The following is an 18565-nucleotide window of genomic DNA, read 5'->3' on the forward strand; positions in this document are numbered from 1 at the left end:
GGGCGCCTCCCGCGAGCGTGGCGCCAGAAACGGGGGCGGCCACGTGCCGCGCATTCCGCGCCCCGCGCCGCCGGGGCCCGATGCGTCACGCGGAGCCCGGCCCCGGCCGCGGCCCGGACCACCGGCCGCCGAGGGGGCCGGTCGTCGCCCGTCATCCCGCTGGACCTCAACGGTGGCGACCCCCTGCCCGGTCCCGCACGCTGGGCGTCAGGGCGGACCGGCATCGGCGACCGACCCGACTCCGTGACAAGGAGATGTGACATGGACAGGAACGCACCCGAACGGCGGGTCGTGGTCGGCGTCGACGGATCGCCCGCCTCCTACGAGGCGCTGCGGTGGGCGGTTCGGTACGCGGAGCTGATCGGCGCCGCGGTCGAGGCGGTGGCGGTGTGGGAGCTGCCCGGTCTGGCCGGGTGGTCCGGCCCCGCCGCCGACATGGACGTCGACGAGGACGAGACCAGGCAGCGGATGCGGACCGAAATGAACGATGTCCTGGGACCGACGGCGGCCGAGGCGGTGCAGACGGTCGTGGTGCACGGCAATGCCGCGGAGGTGTTGCTGCGCGCCGCCGACGGGGCGGAGGCCCTGGTCGTGGGCAGCCGCGGCCGGCACGGCTTCGCCAGCGCGCTACTGGGATCGGTGAGCCAGCACATCGCGCAGCACGCCACGTGCCCGGTGGTGATCCTGCGATCCGGAAAGAAGTGACCCGCCGCGCAACCGGATGATCGGCGGCCTCGGAGCGCGCTGCCCGCCCGCTCCCGCTGCGACCGCGTGCCTCGTCCACCCGCCACCGAGGTCGGGTTGCCCGGGCGCCCGGGGTCGGCAGCCCCCGTGCCGGGCGATCTCGCCCTGCGCCGTCCGCGGAGGCCACCGGAGAGAACGGGGACCAATGGCACGCCCGGCGGGACTGTTCGGCCTCGTCGACAGGGCCGCAGACGCGATGGAATGGGAGTGCCACAGCGGCGACGTTCAGGAGGAGGCACGGCGATGGCGACACTGACGCGCAGGCAGAGGTTCCCGTTCCCGGACTTGCCGGACTGGTTCGACGCGGTTCCCGCACGGTTCGCGGTCCCCGAGGTCCGTATCGAGGACTACGTCGAGGAGGACCACTACGTCATGCGGGCGGAGCTGCCCGGCATGGGGCCCGAGGACATCGACGTCGTCGTCGGCGACGGGGTGCTGACGGTCCGGGCCGAACGCACCGAGAAGGAACGGGACAAGAACCACGACGAGATCCGCTACGGCGCCATGACGCGCAGCGTGACGCTGCCGGCCAACGCTGACGAGGACGACGTGGAAGCCGACTACACCAAAGGCATGCTGACCGTTCGCGTGGGTCTGGCCACCGCCAAGTCCGAAGCGAGGCATGTCGAGATCCGGCACGAGAACTGACGGACCGCGTCCCCGCGCGGCGCGTCGTCCGGCGGAAGCCGAGGACGTGCGCCCCCCCGCCTCGCGGAGCCACCCGCGGCCCGCCGCGAGGCGAGGGAACGCGGGGACGTCCGCTGCCCGTTTCCCGCGGGGCGCACCACGGGTCCAGGAACTCCCGGGGCATCCGTGCGTGTACCGCCCGCACCCGAGAAGCCGTTGCAGGCCCGCGACATCCCCCGCCTCCCACGACGGGAGTCTGCCGCCGCGCACACGTCCTCGACCGCTGCCGGGCGGCCGTCCCCCCGGCCGGCGTCCCGGCCCCGGTGGCCCACCCCCCGGCCATGCGTCGCGGTGCGCGCGTCACGGGCCTACACGCCCACCGGGCTCACCGGGACGTGAGGGCTCACCGGGACGTGAGGGAGGGGCAGTTCCGCCCAGATCACCTTTCCCTTCCCCGTGGTGCGGGTGCCCCACTGGCGGGCGAACTGCGCCACGAGGAACAGACCCCGGCCGCCCTCGTCGCCCAGCAGGGCCCGGCGCATGTGCGGCGAGGTGCCGCTGTGGTCGGAGACGGCGCATATGAGGCGGTCCCCGGTACGGATCAGACGCAGCGCGACTGGCGGCCGTGCATGCCGGATGGCGTTCGTCACCAGCTCGCTGACCACCAACTCCGCTGCCACGGACAGGTCGTCCAGCCCCCAGTGCGCCAGGACGTCGCCCGTCTTCCTGCGGGCCTGGCCCGCCGAGGCCGGTTCGAAGGGGAGATCGAAGGTGGCGACGTGGTCGGTGTCGATGGGGCGCGGCCGTGCCACGAGGAAGGCGACGTCGTCCTGCGGATGACCCGGCGCCATGCTCCGCTCAAGGGTGTCGCAGATCTCCTCCAGAGCCTGGTCGGGGTAGGCGAGAGCGAAGGCGATGCGTTCGAGGCCGGCGTCCGCGTCGCCGTCGGGAGCGGCGAAGAGCCCGTCCGTGTAGAGGGCGAGGACGCAGCCCTCCGGTACCTCCACCTCCGCCGACTCGAAGGGAACGCCCCCGACACCGAGCGGGGGGCCCGCCGGAATGTCGGGGAACGTCACCGCCCTGTCCGGGTGCGCCAGAGCGGGTGGCGGATGACCGGCGCGGGCGAACGTGGCCCGGCGGGTCACGGGATCGTAGACGCCGTACAGGCAGGTCGCGCCGACCACGCCCTCGACACCCGTGGGATGCGCCGCGTCGGCCTCCTCGGCGAGACGCTGGACGAGGTCGTCGAGGCGCGAGAGCAGTTCGGCCGGCGGCATGTCGATGTCGGCGAGGGTGTGGACGGCGGTGCGCAGCCGGCCCATCGTCGCCGCGGCGTGGATGCCGTGACCGATGACGTCACCGACGACCAGCCCGACCCGGGCACAGGCCAGCGGCAGCACGTCGAACCAGTCACCGCCCACCCCCGCCTCCGCGTCCGCGGGAAGATAGCGGTACGCGACCTCGACGGCCGTGTGGGTGTGCAACTCCTGCGGCAGCAGGCTGCGTTGCAGGGTGAGCGCGGCCTGGTGCTCACGGGTGTAGCGGCGCGCGTTGTCGACGCACACGGCGGCGCGGGCGGCCAGCTCCTCCACGAGCAGCAGGTCGTCGGTGGAGAACGCCTCCTGGGTGTGCCAGCGGAACAGGGTGGCCACGCCCATGGTGATGCCCCGTGCGCGCAGTGGCACCACGAGGTGCGAGTGGACGCCGACCGCGCCGAAGCGGGTGCGCCGTATGGGGTCGTCGAGCAGCCATGGGCTGGAGAGGTCCAGGACGGCGTTGAGCACGGGGCGGCCCGTGGCGAGGCAGTGGTACTGCGGTGAGCCCTCCGGATAGCCGACCGGCCTGCCGGGTGCGACGACCGCCTCGGGAAGGTCCTCGTGGACGGAGCGGTGCACCGCCCGGCACATGTCGCCCACGGACCGGGCGCTGGGCTCGCGGCCCTCCAGCACGTCACCGAGCAGGTCCACGGCCACGAAGTCGGCGACCCGCGGCACCAGGACCTCGGCCAGTTCCTGCACGGTGCGGTCCAGGTCGAGTGTGCTGCCGATCAGCACGCTGGCCTCGTTGAGGAGGGCCAGCCGCTGCTGCGCGTGGTGCAGATCGGTGACGTCCACCGATTCCTCGCACACCCCCAGCGGACGCCCCTCGTCGTCCTCCAGCCGGTAGTAGGACAGCGACCACACGTGCTCGCGTTCCGGATCGGCCGGGGGCCGCCCCCGGTAGTGCAGGCCCACCACCGTCGTGCCGGTCGCCAGGACCCTGCGCATGAGTTCGGTGACGGTGGCCGGATGCTTCAGGGACAGCACCTCGCTGTCCGGAAACAGTTCGTCCTCGCTCCTGCCGAGGTACTGGGCGAACGGTCCGGGCAGCTCCCGCTGCGCCGCGGAGTTCGCGCAGGCCACCCGCAGGTCGCGGTCGTAGACGGTGATGGCGACCGGGGACTGCGACGTGACACCGCGCGCCACCGCCTGCTGGATCTGCCAGGTCGCGAAACTCTCGGCGTCCGTCAGGAGCAGCAGGAGCGCGGGTCCCGCACGGGTTTCCTGAGGGACGGCCGTCGCCACGATCGGGACGGGCTCGCCGGAGCGATGCCGGAAGGATGTCTCCTGCCATCGGGTTCGCTCCGGTGGACGCGTCGGCCATGCGGCGACGGGACTGTTCTCCCCGTCCGTGAGGAGGGTGCTCAGGCGGACCCCGAGGGCATCCCGGGCCGGGTGGCCGAGCAGTTCCTCGGCCTTCGCGCTCCACGCCGTGACCACGCCGTGTCCGTCCACCCCGACGGACGCGGTGGACAGTTCCTTCTGCGGATCACCGGGGCCGTACGCCCCGGGACCCCCTGATGGCGCGGTCATCGCACGTCCGTCCTCCGAGCCCCGGGATCACCGGGCAGGGCCGCCCGCTACCTCAAGGATCGACCCGCAGCGAGCGGGGCACAAATGCCCGGGCGGTCTTCGCACCGCCACCCGCCGTCACCCGCCGGACGGTCGATGGCCGGCGGGTGAGGCGCGCCGTCTCTTCGGGAGGACACGCGCCCCGCCGGGTGCGATCCGTCGCCCACCTCACTCGCACGGTCTACCGCGATCGCTCGTAGGTCATCAGATGCTTGCGGGGGCTGCGGGTGAAGTCGGTGAGGGTCAGGGAGTCGCCGTCCGCCCCGAGCTCGTACTCCGTCTCGAACGGGTCCGGCGGGCAGAGGCCGGTCGTGGCACCCCGTGTGACACGGGGCTCGCCCCGCATCTCCACCGACGTGGCGTCCACCTGGAGGACGCGCACGACCGCCGTGCAGGGCTCACCCTTGAGCGTGCTGACGGTGAGCTGCGGAGGGCCGTCACCCGCCTGCTCGAAGGAGAGGGTGTGCGAGCCGTCCGCCGCCGTCCAGCGCCCCACGTACGCCGTTCTGAGCGGCTTGTACCGCTGCTGCTTCTCACCGAAGCCCTTGCCCTCGGACCAGGTCACGGACGCGGTCCCGGCGGACCAGCGCTCCGAGAACGCGACGCTGTCGGCCCCGAAGCGGATCTTCTCCCAGCCGTCGCTGCCCCGGGTCCCCTTGGCGGCCCAGTGGTCCAGGCCGGGGCCGTCGCCCACCGCCGCGACGTTCTCCATGGGCGGGTCGCCGTCGCGGCAGTTGGTGGCGAAGTCGGCGATGACGGCGACCCGTTCACCCTGCCCCCGCACGGTGATCCCCTGGCAGGGGGCCGTCTTCGTCCGGTGAACCACGTGTTCCGCGGACCAGGCGCCGTCCGCGCGGTGGCGTTCGGTGAGGCCGCGCCCGGGGCGGTAGCGCAGGTCGACGCGTGTGCCGTCGGGCCGCTCGAAGAGGGTGTGGTCCTGATCCTTCTCCACGACCTTTCCCGGCTTCGCGTCACCGGCGGACGCATCGGTCCCTTCCCGGGTGTCCCCGCAACCCGCCAGGAGCCCACCCGCGAGTACGGAGGCCGTCAGCCACACCATCCGCTTCGCCGTCGCGCTGCCACGGTCCATGTCCGGCCCCCCGCCCCGGCCCTGATGGCCGGCTTGCTCCCACTCGTCGTCGAGACCTGTGTCCCGTGGAAGACAGCCTGCCAGATCGTGGTGTGCACCCTGGGTGCCGTACACCGGCCGCCGGTCCGGCCGGTCACCGTGCGGGCGCGTGCTCGCTCATGGCGGCGATCAGCCGTGCGGCGGCCCAGCGCGGCCCCCTCGCCCGTACCTGGCGGGTCAGGCCGGCCAGCCCCGTGCAGGTGGCGTCCAGGGACTGAAGGGCCCGCGCAACCTCCTTGCCCGTCAGCGAGTTGGGGTCGAGGACGACTCCCGCCCCGGCCAGTTCCGCGTCCCGGCCGACGGCGAACTGGTCGCTGGAGAAGGGCAGGACGACGGCGGGTACCCCCGCGCGCAGGCACTCGGTGAAGGAGTTGTTGCCGCCGTGGTGGACCATCGCGTCCACGTGCTCCAGAAGGGACTGCTGGGGCACCGAGGACACCACCACCGCGCGGTCTCCCGCCAGGTCCGACAGCCGGTCGACCCGGTCGCCGGCCGCGACGACGACGGCGGTGTCCGGCAGGTGGTCCAGGATTCCCTCCGTGACGGTGCGCAGCACGTCGTCACGGGCGGAGAGGAACGTGCCGAGCGCCACCAGCACCACCCGTCGTGACCTGTCGCGCAAGCCGTCCAGCCGCCGCTGCCACTCCTGGTCCGGCGGCGAGGGCGGCAGCACGCTGTGGCCGGCGAAGACGGACGCGGGACCGGCGGGGCGCTCGGGCAGCCAGGGCAGCTCCGGGTAGGAGTACACGACGGCGTGCGCGGACGTCAGCGCGAAGGCCCTGCCCGGTGGTGCGGCGGCGGGAGCGTGCCGCCGGGCGAAGGCCGCGAACAGGTCCGTGAACGCCTCGTCGGTCGCGCGGACCGCGGCGAGCAGCCGCTCCTGGTCACGTGCGGTCGGCCGCAGGACGCCGGGCCAGTCGTAGGGCAGGCCGAAGTAGGCGTCCGGTGCCGACAGGACGTAGCCGGGGTGCCCGGGGCAGAACGTCGCCCAGGGGACGCCGAGGCAGTGCAGGGCCAGGGTGACCGGATAGCTGAGCTGGTCGACGACGTACCAGTCCGGGCGCAGCCGCTCGTCCAGGCGGCGCAGGTCCGTAAGTACGCCCTGCGGGTCGGCGAGCATGTCCTGCCTGCGGTGCCGGGTCTGCGTGAGGAGCGCCGGAACGGCACCGGCCCGGGTCGCGTCCAGGAACTCGCCGAGCCGGGCGGACTCCTCGGCGTCCTGGCGGGTCGCCTCGGCGATGCCCGTGTTGGCGTTGCGCGACACGGCCAGCTCCTCGAAGTGCACGCCCGCCGCGTCGGCGAGCGGGGCGAAGGGAGCCGTGCACGCCAGGTGCACCTCGGCCCCGGTCCGCCGCAGGGCGGAGGCGAGGACGGACAGGGGCCGGGCGTGCGACATGAACGGGGGACTGACGACGACGATGCGAGGCATGCCCTCCCTTCGGCAGCGAGGGCCGCTCCGGATGAGGCCGGGCGCCTGTTTCGGGGGACGCCCGGCGGGCGTCCCCCGGACCCTGCCGGGCCGGTTCCGCTCGGGAAAGCCGGTGCATCCGGCCGACCGAGGCGGAGCGAACCATCGAGGTCAGCTCACCGTGTCGACAGGAGAACCCGTGCCTCCCGCCGCATCCGCATCGACCGCAGTGCTCGAACCCGACGGCGCCGCGTCCGACCCCCTGATCGCGGCGCGCACGAATTTCGCGCTGGGCCGCGACGTGGCCGGCGGGAAGGGCGGCGAAGGAGCCCGCAGCGTCCTGGCTCGCCTGCTGGAAGCCGAGTACGGCCGCCGGCCCGTCGCGGCCGCCGGTCCCGGCGCCGCCACCGCCGTCAGCCGCGAGGACGCGACGGTGGCCGCGCTGCGCAAGGCGTGCCGCCTCGACGTGCCGCTGACCCCGGAGGCGCTCCTCGCCCACGAGCGGCCCTCACCGCGGCTCGCCGCCGTCCTGGCCGAACTGTGGCCGGACGCGGTCCGGTGGTACGGGCCCGATCACTGCACGGCCGTACTGCGCTCCGCTCTGGGCGCGGACCGGGACGCCTCGGCCACCGCGTTCCTCCTCGACCTGGCCGCCTCCACTCGGCTGTTCCCGCTGGCCCCCGAGGAGGCCGCGGACCTCGCGGGACCCGGCCGCTCCCGGCCCGTACGCCACGCGGCGTGGCGCTATCTGCACGACGTCCCCGGCGGGCGGGCGCTGCTGCCCGCCGCCTCGACCGCGGCGGACGTCTACGAACGGATGCTCCTGTCACCGCCCGCTCCGTCCGTCCGGTGGAGCGCGGGGCGCGTCGGGGCCGTCGTCGGGCAGACCATGCTCCTGGGCGGGCTGGAAACGCCCGGCAGAGGGCCCAGCGGCGGGCTGTCCGTCCTGCTCGGCGGGCTGGGGGACCGGCTGGCCGCCACGCCGGGGATGGCGGGCGCGGTCACCGTCGTCCTGACCGGCCGCGCCGGATTCGAGCGCACCCCCGAGGTCGCCCACGAGCGCAGCCCCGGGCACTGGGTGCTGCGGCTGCCGGTCGACGCCGCGGATGTCCCGGAGCAGGCCGAGCTGCACGCGCACCGCCCGGCGATCTCCTGGTGGGCGACCCGGCTGCTGGGCGGCCTGCCGCGCCGGCTGGACGTCCTGCACGTCCGCTACGCCGACGACGGCAGCCTGGCCCTCGCCGAGGCGGCCGCCCGCCTCGGCGCGCGGCTGGTGTTCACCGCCACCCCCGACCCGCACCGCCACCTCGCCGAACGTCACGCGCACACGACGCCGGACGCGGCCGAGCCGCTCCGGCACGACCTGCACCGGATCTTCGTCGCCGATCGCCTCGTCGAGCGGGCCGACACGGTGGTCGGCATCCCCGGGCGCGGTGGCACCGGCGAACTCGTCCGCCACTTTCCCCGGCTCGCCGGGGAGAACGGAGGGGCGGGACCGGCGGCACCCCCGGAGGGCATCGCGCCCTACCAGCCGGCGCCCGACGAGTCCCGCCGGCGGCGCGGCCTGCTGTCCGCGCTGTTCCGCGGAGGGGACCGGCCCGACGCACTCGACCCCGCAGACCGGGAGCTCCCCCTGCTGCTGAGTGTGGGCCGGCTGGATCCGGTCAAGCAGCAGGACCTGCTGGTGCGCGCCTGGCTGGCGTCGGGACTGTGCGACGCGTCCACCCTGGTCCTCGTCGGCGGGGGCCCGGTGGCCGACTCCACCGGGGCGGAAGAAGGGATGAGACGGCGTGTCGACGCCCTCCTCGCGGGGCGCCCGCAGGCCCGGCGGCGCTGCGCGCTGATCCCGGCCATGGCGAACGACGAGGTCCGGCGCCTGGAGCGGGCGCTGGCCGACCCGCGGCACGGAACGCGCAGCTGGTACGTCTGCCCCTCCGTCAAGGAGGAGTTCGGGATCGCCGTCCTGGAGGCGATGGACGCCGGACTGCCGGTGGCCGCACCGCTGCGCGGGGGAGTGGCGCACTACGTGCGGGACGGGGTGAACGGTCTCCTGCTCGACACCTCCGGCGCGGCCGGCCTGGCGCGCGGCCTCGTGCGCGTGGCCGCCGTGGCGGAGGAGGACCGTGCGGCGTACGCCCGGCGCGGTCGCGACGTGGCCAGGGACCGGTACTCGGTCGCCGCGATGGCGGACGCCCTGGCCCGGCACTACGTGACGGCGCCGGCGCCCCGCAGGCATCCCTCCGCTCCCGAGGCGGGCGGGCACACCGGACCGCCCGGACCGCCGTTCCCGCAGGCGCAGGCGGCCGGCTGAACCGACGCTCTCCGGGACCGGCCGGCGACGCATCACCCCGCCGGCCGGACCACCGTCACGTTCAGGGAGCCTCCGTGGCAGGAGCAGGAGCAGGAGCAGGAGCAGGAGCAGGAACAGGAGCAGGAACAGGGGCAGGGGCAGGGGCAGGAGCAGGAGCAGGAGCAGGAACAGGAGCCGGTGACGGAACGGGGTTCTTCGCCGGTTCGGGAACGAGTCCGCCGGCGTCGGGTGTACTCCGCCAGGGCAGCAAGAGCGCGCTGCCCATGCACAGCAGCCCGGCGACGAGGAGCGCGCCGCGCACTCCCACGGCGGCGGCGACGAGGCCACCGGCGATCATGAACGCCGCCTGGCACGTCTTCGAGCCCACCGACCAGGAGGTGGCGACACGGGACATGAACGCGTCCGGTGTGGCCGCCATCCGGTACGTGGTGAACGACGGGCCGAAGACACCGGCCGACAGGAGCAGGCCGAAGTCCGCGGCCACGATGACGAGGACGCCGAGCGAGCCGGAGGGCGTCAGGGGCAGCAGCACCGTCCACAGCGTCCGCGCGACGCCGGACACCAGCAGCACGCGACGCCCGCCGAAACGCCGGGTGAGGCGCGGGGTCAGACGCGAGCCGAGCACGCCGCCCAGGCAGGGCAGTCCCAGGGCGAGACCGTACTGCCAGGGCGGCAGGCCGAGTTCGTCCAGCATGAGGACCGCCGTCAACGGCGAGGTCATCATGATCGAGCCACCGAAGAGGAGCGCGTTGAAGAACAGCGGACGCAGTCCGGGGTGCCGCAGGAGCAAACCCCACCCGGCGGCGATGTCCCGGCCCAGACGGGCGCCGGCGGCGCGTTCGGGCGGCGCCGCTTCGGGCTGACGGATGCGGCGGACACCGACCGCCGACCCGAGGAAGGACAGCGCGTCGACCACCAGTGTGGCGGCGGACCCGAGCAGCCCGATCAGCAGGCCGCCGACGGGCGGCCCCGCACTGACGGTGATCCAGTTGGTCGTCTCGAAAAGGCTGTTGGCGTGCAGGCGGTGCTCGGGCGGGACGAGCGCCTTCAGATGCGCCCCGCTCGCCGCGTCGAACGCGACGGACGCCGCCGCCTGGAGAACCCCCACCGCGCACAGGTGGCCGAAGGTGAGCGAGTCGAACGCCATCGCCACCGGAACGCTGGCCAGCATCACGGCGCGGCACACGTCCGCCGTGATCATGACCGGCCGCTTGTACCGGTTCTCGATGCGCACGCCGAGCGGCAGGGCGATCACCCCGCTGGCCACCGCGGACAGGGCGGCGAGCACGGACACCTGCAACGCCGAGGTGTCCAGCACCAGGAGGGCGATGAGCGGCAGGGCTCCCATCCCGACGGCGCTGCCCGCCGCGCTGACCGCGTAGGCACCCCACAAGCGCCGAAAGTCCCGTCCGAGCGCGCTCCGCTGCCGTGCCAACCCGACCTCCCGAGGTGTTGGGCCGTCAGCGTAGTGGCCGGTCGGGCCCTCGCGGACACGGGCGGCCGTCCCCGGGCCCCCTCCGGCCGAAGGTGTCGCGGGGCCTTGTCCCTCGTCCGTTGAACCTCGCGGGTCCGCCCAGCGTTGTGATCTGTGCATCCCAGCCGAATCACCGAAAAGGGGAAGAAATGGATACGCTGCGGAAGATCCAGAGCCTGCGCGCCGATCCGGAGCCGGACGAGAGCACCCCGCGGGCGACCGCCATGTCCTACATCCACGGACTGCTCAACCAGGCACCGTCGCAGGACCTCACCGTCGGCCACGCCGTCGCGGCCGCCATCGAGGGCATCCGCTTCGGAGCCGGAGAGCACGGCGCGCGCGACGTCCACACGGTCTTCATGGATCCCGACTTGACGAGCGCCTATCTGACGCCGCTCGGCAGCGCGGACGCCCCGGCGGCGCACGAGCGGATCGCCAGCGCCGAGTACGCCTACTGGCACGAGCAGAACCGGCAGAACCCGTCCGTGGCGACCGAGGCGGCCCTGTCCTTCAGCGTGGCCGACCGGGTGCAACTGCAGTCGCGCATCGGCCGGCTGGTGCAGATGGGCTCCTCCTTCACGCAGAATCTCGAAGGCGAGCAGACCTTCAGCACCGGCAACCTGGTCGCCTCGCACGTGAACGCGCACCTGCCCAGCGGTTCGGCCCAGCCCGGAGCCTCGCGCAGCGCGCAGAACTCCTCGGCCCGGACGACCCCGGCGGCGTCCGCGCCCGCCGCGCCCCCCGCACGGCGCCGCTAGCAGACCCTGCCGGCGGGGCGTACGGAGTCAGCTTCCCGGCCCGACGGGACAGCGCCTCGGGCTCTGCCGAAGTGCGCCAGTCCCGGGGGCGGCGAGACGATGGACGGGCAGGCGGCGCGGGGTCGGCCCGCGGTTCGCGCCGCCGCGTGCACTCCCGGGCGAGCTGCGACGGGCCGGGGGACGAAGGCCGTGACGCCGTCCGCGCCACGGTTCCGCGCGCCGCCGCACTCCGCGGCGACGCGCGGCCCGGCCGGGCCTCGGGCGCCGACCGGCGCCCGAGGGACGTCGCGGACGATGCGGCGATGAGTTTCCGGCGGGGCGGGGGTCCACACCCCCGACGAAGGGAGCGCACCATGCGCAAGATCAACGTCTGTACGTTCCTCACGCTGGACGGCGTCATGCAGGCGCCCGGCGGACCCGACGAGGACACCGAGAGCGGCTTCGAGCACGGGGGCTGGCAGAAGCAGGCGTCCGACGACGAGGTCGGAGCGGCCATCGCCGGGTGGTACGAGAACGCCGACGCGATGCTGCTCGGCCGCAAGACGTACGAGATCTTCGCGGGGTACTGGCCGACCGCCGACCCCAGGAACCCGTTCACCAGCCGGATGAACGGCATGCGCAAGTACGTCGCGTCCCGCACCCTGCGGTCGGTCGACTGGGAGAACTCGACCCTGCTGGAGGGGGACGTCGCCGAGGCCGTCCGCGAACTGAAGGCGTCCCCGGGAGGCGACATCAACGTGGTCGGCAGCGGAGACCTCGCCCGGACGCTCATGGAGCACGACCTGGTCGACGAGTACCGGCTGACGATCCATCCCGTGATCATCGGCAGCGGCAAGCGGCTGTTCGCCGGGGGAGCGGTCCCCACCGCCCTGCAGCCGGTCGACGTCGGCACGACGAAGGGCGGCACCGTCGTCGGCGTCTACCGGCCGAGTGGCAAGCCCGTCTACGACAGCTACTGACCGGGTGCCCCGGCCCGCGCGGTGGTCAGGTGGCGGTCGGCCACGTCCGCAGGAGGCCGGCGATCCTCGCGGCCGTGCAGGTGGGGTCGAGCAGCAGGTCCTTCAGGGCGACGGCGTCCTCGCGGGCGGGCTTGACGGAGATCCCGGAGGCTTCCAGGTACATGACGCCGGAGGCGGCGGCGACGGCCATGTTGGAGCGCTCCAGCCAGCGGCAGCGGCCCAGACTGTGTACGAGGGCCGCCGCCCTGGTGTACGGACCGTCGTAGACGGGCTGCTCGAACAGCTCGGCGCGGTGGCGGGCGACCGCCGAGACCGGCACGCCGTAGTCGTCGGGTGCGGGGTCCCCCGCTCCGGCGACCTCCGCGACCTGCAGGATCCAGGGGACGTCGATGTGCAGGTCCATCAGGCCGCGTGCGCTTCCCGGGGCGTCTGCTGGGCCTGTTCGGCCGTGTCGAAGACGTCCTGGTGCTCGGCCAGGAAGCGGGCGGCGGCGTCCACCGCGCGGGCGCGCAGACCGCTGGTGTCCTCCTGGACCAGTCGCGCCAGGTAGTCGCCGATGCTCAGTCCCAGGTCGGCCGCCCGCATCTTCGCGAGCTCCGCGACATCCTCGTTCACGCGTGCACCCAGCTGTGTCTTCGCCATCCCGGCATGGTAACAGCTGTTACCGGCTGCGGGGAGGGGAGTGGTGCAGCGGCGTCTCGCGGCAGGCGGACCGGCGGTGGGGCCGGGGCGCGGGCACGCGGCGCTGTGGAGGGCGGTGGGTGAGCCGGTGTCCCGCCGTGTCCCCTCCCGGCCCGCGATCCGCGGGACTCCGCGCTCCTTCACCGCGTGGCCCGGATGAGCAGGAGGGCGATGTCGTCGTGGTGGCGGGTCGAGCGCTCGGCGTGACGAAGGAGGAAGTCGGCGAGGCTGTCGAGATCGTGCAGCCCGGCCCGTGCCAGGTGGTCGGCGAGGGCGTTGGTCGTGTCGTCGATGTCCCGGCCGGGTATCTCCACCAGCCCGTCCGTGTACAGGAGCAGCACGGCGCCCGGCGGGAGGGCGATGTCGGTGGTGGGGTAGTCGGCTTCGCGGTCGATGCCCAGCAGCAGGCCGGGCCGCAGGTCCAGGACCTCGGTGCCGCCGTCGGGGTGGCGCAGGACGGGTGGTGGGTGTCCCGCGGTGGCGAGACGGACGCGGTGGTGGGCAAGGTCCAGCCTGGCGATCAGGCAACTGGCGAACAGGTCGCTGTCGAGGTCGGTGAGCTGACGGTTCGTGCGGGCGAGGAGGTCTCCGGGCGAGGCGCCGGCGGTCGCGTGGGCGTGCACCGTGGTGCGGACCTGCCCCATGAGGGCCGCGGCGGCGGTGTTGTGGCCCTGGACGTCGCCGATGGCCGCCGTGGTGCTGCCCGGTGTGTGGATGAGGTCGTAGAAGTCGCCGCCGATGTCCATGCCGTGACCGCCCGACTGATAGCGGGCGGCGATGTCCAGCCCCGCGACGCCGGGGAGCACGGGAGGAAGCAGGCTGGTCTGGAGGGTGCGGGCGACGGTGTGCTGGGCGTCGTAGAGGCGTGCCCGGTCCAGGGCCTGGGCGATCAGTCCGGCAAGGGAGGCGAGGAGGGCGCGCTCCGGCGGGTCGAAGGGATGGTAGGCGTCATAGGAGAGGGCGAGGGAACCGATGCGCCGTCCGGAGGCCGTCAGGGGCAGGAACGCCCAGGACGTCCTGGAGTCGTAGCGGGGAGCGCCGGGGTACGCGCGCTGGAAGTCGGCGAAGCGGGGGAAGAACACGGGTGCGCCGATGGCCCGCGCGTGGGCGGTCGGGGTGCGGGACGTCATCGGGGTGCCGTCGAAGTGCCGGATGAGTTCGGTGCTGTGGCCGCGGTGGCCGATGATCCGCAGCCGGCCTTCCTCGGCAAGGGTGAGCACCAGGCCCTGGGGCCCGAACGCGGGCACGATCTGGTCGGCGGCGACGGCGGCCACGTCATGGACGGTGGCGGCTTCGGCCATCGCGGCTGCGAGGTGCGTCAGGTGGTAGAGGCCCATCGCGCCCGGTGAGTCGGGTGGCGGCGGATTCTGCTCGGCGGCCGTCCGCCGAGCCGCGGGGGTGATGTGCACGCTGATGCCGCTGCTGTCCGGGTGGAGCCGGAACACCAGGGGACGGTCCGGGGGACGTGTGGCGGTGAACGAGGTGGCCCTGTGGGTGATCAGCGCCGCCCGGTAGCTCTCCTCGCCGACCGGTGCGTGCAGCCACGGCAGCGCCTCCCACAGGCGGCGGCCGACGAGGGCCACGGAACTGCTTCCGAGCAGATCGGCGCCCGCGGAGTTGAGGAAGGTGACCCGACCCTCCAGATCGAGCGCGCAGCAGCCGGTCGGCAGGCGTTCGGTGAAGCCGAGCGCGGCCATGGCGTGGGCCGGATCGGGCTCCTCGGACGACACGGTCAGATAACGGGGCTCGTCGGTGGGCAGCAACGGGTGGCCCTCGGTTGCGGCCCGCTCCAGTACCCGGGCGATGGTCCGGCAGTGCGCGGCGATCGCCTCGATCCGGCCGGATGTCAGCCGCGGCGGGTGCCCGACGGGCCAGACGAGTGCCAGCCCTCCCCAGACGCCGGTATCACCGATGAAGGGGCTCGCGGCGAGCGAGAAGTCGTAGGGCAGGACCAGACCCAGTTGCGGGTAGTCGCGGGCGAGGTCCTCCTGGCTGCGGAGCGAGATCGAGCACCGTCTGAGGACCGCGTCCGCGACCGGCGTCGAACCGTTCAGCCCGGCCCGGTACCACGGTGCGGCGATCTGCCGGGACAGACCGGACAGCACGGCGAGCCACAGCAGCCGTTGCCCGGGGGGCAGCAGGTAGAGCAGGCCGGCCGTCGCACCGGTGTCGCGCATCACGTCGGACATGAGCGCCTCCACGCGCTCCATGTCGCGGCCGGTTTCCGTGCGGTGCGCAGACGCTCGCATGGCTCTACCCGTGATCCTCGTGGCCGCGGCTTCTCGGCCGAGGGGCGGCCTACGCGCTTCCGCGGCTCTCGGTCCGGAAGCGTCCTCGTGCGCCCGCCCCCGGCGGCGCGAGAACTCCGTGTCATCCCACCTACTCGACCACGATACGCCGCGGAGCGGACGGTGCTCGTCGGGCACACGTCACGCTCGGGGCGTGGTCCGCGAGCGACAGACCCCCGCTGCCGGGCCGCGCGCAGCCCGAGAGCGAGATGCCTCACCAGTTCCGTGCCGCGGCCATGAGGTGGTCGTGGACGCGGACGACGTCCGGGTGAGCGGGAGGCCCCGGGCGGCCGACGAGATAGCCGGTGTTGATGGGCGGGTCCTCGGGCTCGTGCAGCAGACGCAGCGAACCGGCCGCCAGCTCGGCGTGGCACAGGTAGCGGGGCAGGACGCTCCACCCCATGCCCGCGACGACGGCGGCGAGGATGCCGCGCAGGTCGGGGACGGTGAGAGCGGCGCGGGATTGGAGCCGGCGGCCGAAGACGTGACGCCAGTAGCGGCGGGCGATGGGGAGATCCTCGGCGTAGGTGACCAGCGGAACGTCCTGGAGGGCGTTCGGCAGGTCGCGCCCGGTCAGCCGCTCGGCCCACACGGGGGCAGCGACCAGGGCGAACTCCTCGTCGAAGAGCGGTTCGGCGCGCAGAGTGCGCCCGCGGGGGCGTTGGGTGGCGATGACGAGGTCGTGGCGTCCGGCGCGGAGTTCCTCCAGCAGCGGCTCGGTCAGCCCGGTGGCCATCCGCAGCCGGACGCCGTCGGCCGTCAGCGACGCGAGAGAGGGGATCACGACGGAGCACAGGAACTCGGCGGGGCCGGCGATGTGGACCGGAGCCGTCGCGGCGGCGCGCCGTTCGTCGGTGACGCGGGCCAACTGGTCCAGGGGCGCCGCCAGCCGCACGGCGAGTTCGTCCGCGTAGGGCAGCGGGGCCACGCCCCGTGCCCGGCGCTGGAACAACTCGTGGTGCAGGCGCTGCTCCAGAGCGCGGATCTGCGTGGTCACCGTCGACTGCGAGAGGCCGAGCTGCTGGGCGGCGGCGGTGAAGGAACCCGTGCGGTGCACGGCGAGGAAGGTGCGCAACTGGTTCAGGTCCAGGGTGCCCGGCGGGTGAGGTTCCCGTTCGTTCATGGGCCGAGGGTAGGTGACCCGGCTGCGTCCCGTTGATTGCGCTCCAGGACAGGGCGGGACGCCGTGGACCGGACCGGTCCGTGCCCGTGTACCCATCGAATCGTCGATACGTGGCATCGGTGTCGTCATTGGTCGCACGGGCCGAGTCGGTTTAGCGTCGAGGACATCAGCACGCTGACGATCTGAGTCCACAGCGTCAGCGCGTCGAAACCGACCCTCGGAGAAGTGCACCATGTCGAAGAAGATCCTTTTCGTGATGACCGGCGCCGACCACTGGACGCTGGCGGACGGCACCAAGCACCCGACCGGCTTCTGGGCCGAGGAGGCGGTGGCTCCCTACGAGGCGCTCAAGGGAGCGGGGCACGAGATCACCGTCGCCACCCCGGGCGGCGTCGTCCCCACCGTGGACCGGGGCAGCCTCGCTGCCGAGGTGAACGGGGGAGAGGACGGCGCGAAGAAGATCGCGGACACGCTCGCCTCGATCGAGGAGATCAAGAACCCGATCCGCCTGGAGGACGTGCGCCTGGAGGACTGGGACGCCGTCTTCTACCCCGGCGGGCACGGACCGATGGAGGACCTGGCCGTCGACGCCACCTCCGGACGGCTGCTGACCCGGGCGCTGGAGTCCGGCAAGCCGCTCGGCGTCGTCTGCCACGCCCCGGCCGCGCTGCTCGCCGCCGTCGGCGAGGACGGCGGCAACTCCTTCAAGGGCCGCAAGATCGCCGCCTTCACGAACGCCGAGGAGACCCAGGCCGGGCTGGCCGACCGGGCGAAGTGGCTGCTGGAGACGCGGCTGCGCGAGGCCGGCCTGGAGGTCCAGGTCGGCGAGCCGTGGGCGCCGAACGTGGTCGTCGACGGCAACCTGGTCACCGGTCAGAACCCCGCCTCCTCCGCCCCGCTGGCGCAGGAGCTGCTGAAGAAGCTGGCCTGACATGGCCGCCGCCGACCGCACCCAGGAGGTGCTCGACGCCGCCTACACCTGTCTGACCAGGTACGGGGTGCGGCGCACCACGATGGACGACATCGCCGCGGAGATGGGCGTGTCGCGGTCGGCGGTCTACCAGTACGTGCGCAACAAGGACGCCGCCTTCCGGCTGCTGGCCGTGCGCCTGCACGAGCAGGCCCTGGCGCGGGCCAGGAAGGCGGCATCCGCGGACGCCCCGGTCGCGGACCGGGTACGCGGTGTCCTGGAGGCCAAGCTCGACCTGGTCCTCCAGCTGCGGGGCGACTCCCAGCACACCGCCGAGTTGCTCGACGCCAAGGCCCGTCTCTTCGGCGACATCTGCACTGCGTTCACCAGCGACCTGCATGCCGTGCTCACCGATCTGCTGCGCCGTTCGGGTGTCGAGGACCCGGAGGGCGCGGCGCAGATCTGTGTGTCGCTGGTGGTCGGACTGGAGAACAGCCCCGACCCCCGTCCCCTGCTCGCCCGCGCGTCCGACGCGCTGTACGCCGGGCTGGCCGATCGGGCTCGGTGACGTCGTCGGGGACGCTCGTCCCGGCGCCCCGGGCCCTGCGGGGGCTCGTCTAGGCTGGCCCGGTGCGGGTCGCATTGCGTGAACGCTGGGGTGGACAGCCTGTGTGGGCGAGGGGGGCCCTTGCCGTCTACTCGATCGGGTTTCTGGTGGGGACGCGTACCCACGTTCTCGACATCGCCCGGGGCGGTGTCCACGCGTACGCGATGTTCCCGCAGGTGGCTCTGCAGGTGTTCTTCGTCGGCCTGGTGGTCCTCGATCCGCTGGTCGTCGTGCTGGTGGGACTCGTACGGCGAGAAGGCATCGTGGCGGCGGGCGTCGTGATGGTGCTGGACGTAGTGGGCAACTGGTGGGCCAACTGGCACTGGCTTCGTGACGACCCTTCACGGCTGCTGCGGCTGCTGCCCCTCACGCTCTTCGGGGTGTTCGTCGTCGTGATGGCGCCCTGCCTGCTGCGGTCGGTCGCCCGGACGGCGGACCGGCCTGCGGGCGTCTTGCCGGCCGGCTGACCAGGGCGGCTTGCTCGGGCCCTCCTCCGAGGTGTGGCCATGAACCGAGCGGACCAGGTATGCCGTTGGCGTGGGGCGGCGATTCTGTGATGGCCACCCCGCAACCAGCGGCATCTGGCTTGACGTGCTCTTCGTCGCACTTCAGCGGCCTTCCGGCAGTCGCACCGGGCTGCGCTCCGTCCGGTCCG

General features: G+C 73.4%; 16 protein-coding genes. 8 read left to right on the top strand and 8 right to left on the bottom strand.

Translation table 11 applies throughout. The features are described 5' to 3' along the window. Window positions 1-261: 261 nt before the first annotated feature. Window positions 262-705 carry a universal stress protein gene (locus ACGFS9_RS19705; protein WP_393254780.1) on the top strand — a complete coding sequence of 148 codons (444 nt, stop codon included), beginning with the start codon at window positions 262-264 and terminating at the stop codon, window positions 703-705. 282 nt (window positions 706-987) lie between these two features. Further along, window positions 988-1392, top strand: a complete 405-nt coding sequence (locus ACGFS9_RS19710) for an Hsp20/alpha crystallin family protein (RefSeq protein ID WP_393254782.1) — start codon at window positions 988-990, stop codon at window positions 1390-1392. 347 nt (window positions 1393-1739) lie between these two features. On the opposite strand, the gene ACGFS9_RS19715 is transcribed toward ACGFS9_RS19710, so the two are convergent. The 3 genes from ACGFS9_RS19715 to ACGFS9_RS19725 form a co-directional block, all read right to left on the bottom strand. Beyond that, window positions 1740-4223 carry a SpoIIE family protein phosphatase gene (locus ACGFS9_RS19715; protein WP_393254784.1) on the bottom strand — a complete coding sequence of 828 codons (2484 nt, stop codon included), beginning with the start codon at window positions 4221-4223 and terminating at the stop codon, window positions 1740-1742. A 220-nt stretch (window positions 4224-4443) separates the two neighbouring features. Continuing rightward, the gene (locus ACGFS9_RS19720) at window positions 4444-5352 is read right to left on the bottom strand and encodes a hypothetical protein (protein WP_393254786.1); all 909 of its coding nucleotides are present in this window, start codon (window positions 5350-5352) and stop codon (window positions 4444-4446) included. Between the two features lie 133 nt (window positions 5353-5485). Continuing rightward, on the bottom strand, window positions 5486-6820 hold the full coding sequence (locus ACGFS9_RS19725) for a glycosyltransferase (protein WP_393254788.1): 1335 nt from the start codon (window positions 6818-6820) through the stop codon (window positions 5486-5488). 178 nt (window positions 6821-6998) lie between these two features. On the opposite strand from ACGFS9_RS19725, the gene ACGFS9_RS19730 reads away from it, so the two are divergent. Then, complete coding sequence (locus ACGFS9_RS19730) at window positions 6999-9110, top strand: glycosyltransferase family 4 protein (protein ID WP_393254789.1); 2112 nt, start codon at window positions 6999-7001, stop codon at window positions 9108-9110. A gap of 61 nt (window positions 9111-9171) precedes the next feature. On the opposite strand, the gene ACGFS9_RS19735 is transcribed toward ACGFS9_RS19730, so the two are convergent. Beyond that, window positions 9172-10503, bottom strand: a complete 1332-nt coding sequence (locus ACGFS9_RS19735) for an MFS transporter (RefSeq protein WP_393254791.1) — start codon at window positions 10501-10503, stop codon at window positions 9172-9174. 230 nt (window positions 10504-10733) lie between these two features. Here ACGFS9_RS19735 and ACGFS9_RS19740 point away from each other — a divergent pair, with 230 nt between their 5' ends. Then, window positions 10734-11342, top strand: a complete 609-nt coding sequence (locus ACGFS9_RS19740) for a hypothetical protein (protein WP_393254793.1) — start codon at window positions 10734-10736, stop codon at window positions 11340-11342. Window positions 11343-11695: 353 nt separating this feature from the next. Continuing rightward, window positions 11696-12301: a dihydrofolate reductase family protein gene (locus ACGFS9_RS19745; RefSeq protein ID WP_393254795.1), complete on the top strand. Its 606-nt coding sequence runs from the start codon at window positions 11696-11698 to the stop codon at window positions 12299-12301. A 25-nt stretch (window positions 12302-12326) separates the two neighbouring features. Here the strand turns inward: ACGFS9_RS19745 and ACGFS9_RS19750 are convergent, their stop codons facing one another. The 4 genes from ACGFS9_RS19750 to ACGFS9_RS19765 form a co-directional block, all read right to left on the bottom strand. After that, window positions 12327-12704 (bottom strand): fic family toxin-antitoxin system, toxin component, encoded by a 378-nt coding sequence (locus ACGFS9_RS19750; protein ID WP_393254797.1) that lies wholly within the window; start codon window positions 12702-12704, stop codon window positions 12327-12329. Further along, window positions 12704-12943: a hypothetical protein gene (locus tag ACGFS9_RS19755; protein ID WP_393254799.1), complete on the bottom strand. Its 240-nt coding sequence runs from the start codon at window positions 12941-12943 to the stop codon at window positions 12704-12706. Before ACGFS9_RS19755 ends, ACGFS9_RS19750 begins: the two co-directional genes overlap by 1 nt. Before the next feature lie 179 nt (window positions 12944-13122). After that, window positions 13123-15171 (bottom strand): SpoIIE family protein phosphatase, encoded by a 2049-nt coding sequence (locus ACGFS9_RS19760; RefSeq protein WP_393254801.1) that lies wholly within the window; start codon window positions 15169-15171, stop codon window positions 13123-13125. 313 nt (window positions 15172-15484) lie between these two features. Continuing rightward, on the bottom strand, window positions 15485-16393 hold the full coding sequence (locus ACGFS9_RS19765) for a LysR family transcriptional regulator (protein WP_393254802.1): 909 nt from the start codon (window positions 16391-16393) through the stop codon (window positions 15485-15487). Between the two features lie 232 nt (window positions 16394-16625). On the opposite strand from ACGFS9_RS19765, the gene ACGFS9_RS19770 reads away from it, so the two are divergent. The 3 genes from ACGFS9_RS19770 (at window position 16626) to ACGFS9_RS19780 (ending at window position 18377) form a co-directional block, all read left to right on the top strand. Further along, window positions 16626-17324 (top strand): type 1 glutamine amidotransferase domain-containing protein, encoded by a 699-nt coding sequence (locus tag ACGFS9_RS19770; protein ID WP_393254804.1) that lies wholly within the window; start codon window positions 16626-16628, stop codon window positions 17322-17324. A gap of 1 nt (window position 17325) precedes the next feature. Next, the gene (locus ACGFS9_RS19775) at window positions 17326-17871 is read left to right on the top strand and encodes a TetR/AcrR family transcriptional regulator (RefSeq protein WP_393254805.1); all 546 of its coding nucleotides are present in this window, start codon (window positions 17326-17328) and stop codon (window positions 17869-17871) included. 146 nt (window positions 17872-18017) lie between these two features. Continuing rightward, the gene (locus tag ACGFS9_RS19780) at window positions 18018-18377 is read left to right on the top strand and encodes a hypothetical protein (RefSeq protein ID WP_393254806.1); all 360 of its coding nucleotides are present in this window, start codon (window positions 18018-18020) and stop codon (window positions 18375-18377) included. Window positions 18378-18565: the final 188 nt, after the last annotated feature.

The sequence above is a fragment of the Streptomyces sp. NPDC048566 genome (genome assembly GCF_043199735.1).
GTDB lineage: Bacteria > Actinomycetota > Actinomycetes > Streptomycetales > Streptomycetaceae > Streptomyces.

What these genes read in the sequence shown, in the direction of transcription:
- ACGFS9_RS19705 (WP_393254780.1), top strand. Translation starts at nt 262, where the DNA reads ATGGACAGGAACGCACCCGAACGGCGGGTCGTGGTCGGCGTCGACGGA.
- ACGFS9_RS19710 (WP_393254782.1), top strand. Translation starts at nt 988, where the DNA reads ATGGCGACACTGACGCGCAGGCAGAGGTTCCCGTTCCCGGACTTGCCG.
- ACGFS9_RS19715 (WP_393254784.1), bottom strand. Translation starts at nt 4,223, where the DNA reads ATGACCGCGCCATCAGGGGGTCCCGGGGCGTACGGCCCCGGTGATCCG.
- ACGFS9_RS19720 (WP_393254786.1), bottom strand. Translation starts at nt 5,352, where the DNA reads ATGGACCGTGGCAGCGCGACGGCGAAGCGGATGGTGTGGCTGACGGCC.
- ACGFS9_RS19725 (WP_393254788.1), bottom strand. Translation starts at nt 6,820, where the DNA reads ATGCCTCGCATCGTCGTCGTCAGTCCCCCGTTCATGTCGCACGCCCGG.
- ACGFS9_RS19740 (WP_393254793.1), top strand. Translation starts at nt 10,734, where the DNA reads ATGGATACGCTGCGGAAGATCCAGAGCCTGCGCGCCGATCCGGAGCCG.
- ACGFS9_RS19745 (WP_393254795.1), top strand. Translation starts at nt 11,696, where the DNA reads ATGCGCAAGATCAACGTCTGTACGTTCCTCACGCTGGACGGCGTCATG.
- ACGFS9_RS19750 (WP_393254797.1), bottom strand. Translation starts at nt 12,704, where the DNA reads ATGGACCTGCACATCGACGTCCCCTGGATCCTGCAGGTCGCGGAGGTC.
- ACGFS9_RS19755 (WP_393254799.1), bottom strand. Translation starts at nt 12,943, where the DNA reads ATGGCGAAGACACAGCTGGGTGCACGCGTGAACGAGGATGTCGCGGAG.
- ACGFS9_RS19760 (WP_393254801.1), bottom strand. Translation starts at nt 15,171, where the DNA reads ATGTCCGACGTGATGCGCGACACCGGTGCGACGGCCGGCCTGCTCTAC.
- ACGFS9_RS19765 (WP_393254802.1), bottom strand. Translation starts at nt 16,393, where the DNA reads ATGAACGAACGGGAACCTCACCCGCCGGGCACCCTGGACCTGAACCAG.
- ACGFS9_RS19770 (WP_393254804.1), top strand. Translation starts at nt 16,626, where the DNA reads ATGTCGAAGAAGATCCTTTTCGTGATGACCGGCGCCGACCACTGGACG.
- ACGFS9_RS19775 (WP_393254805.1), top strand. Translation starts at nt 17,326, where the DNA reads ATGGCCGCCGCCGACCGCACCCAGGAGGTGCTCGACGCCGCCTACACC.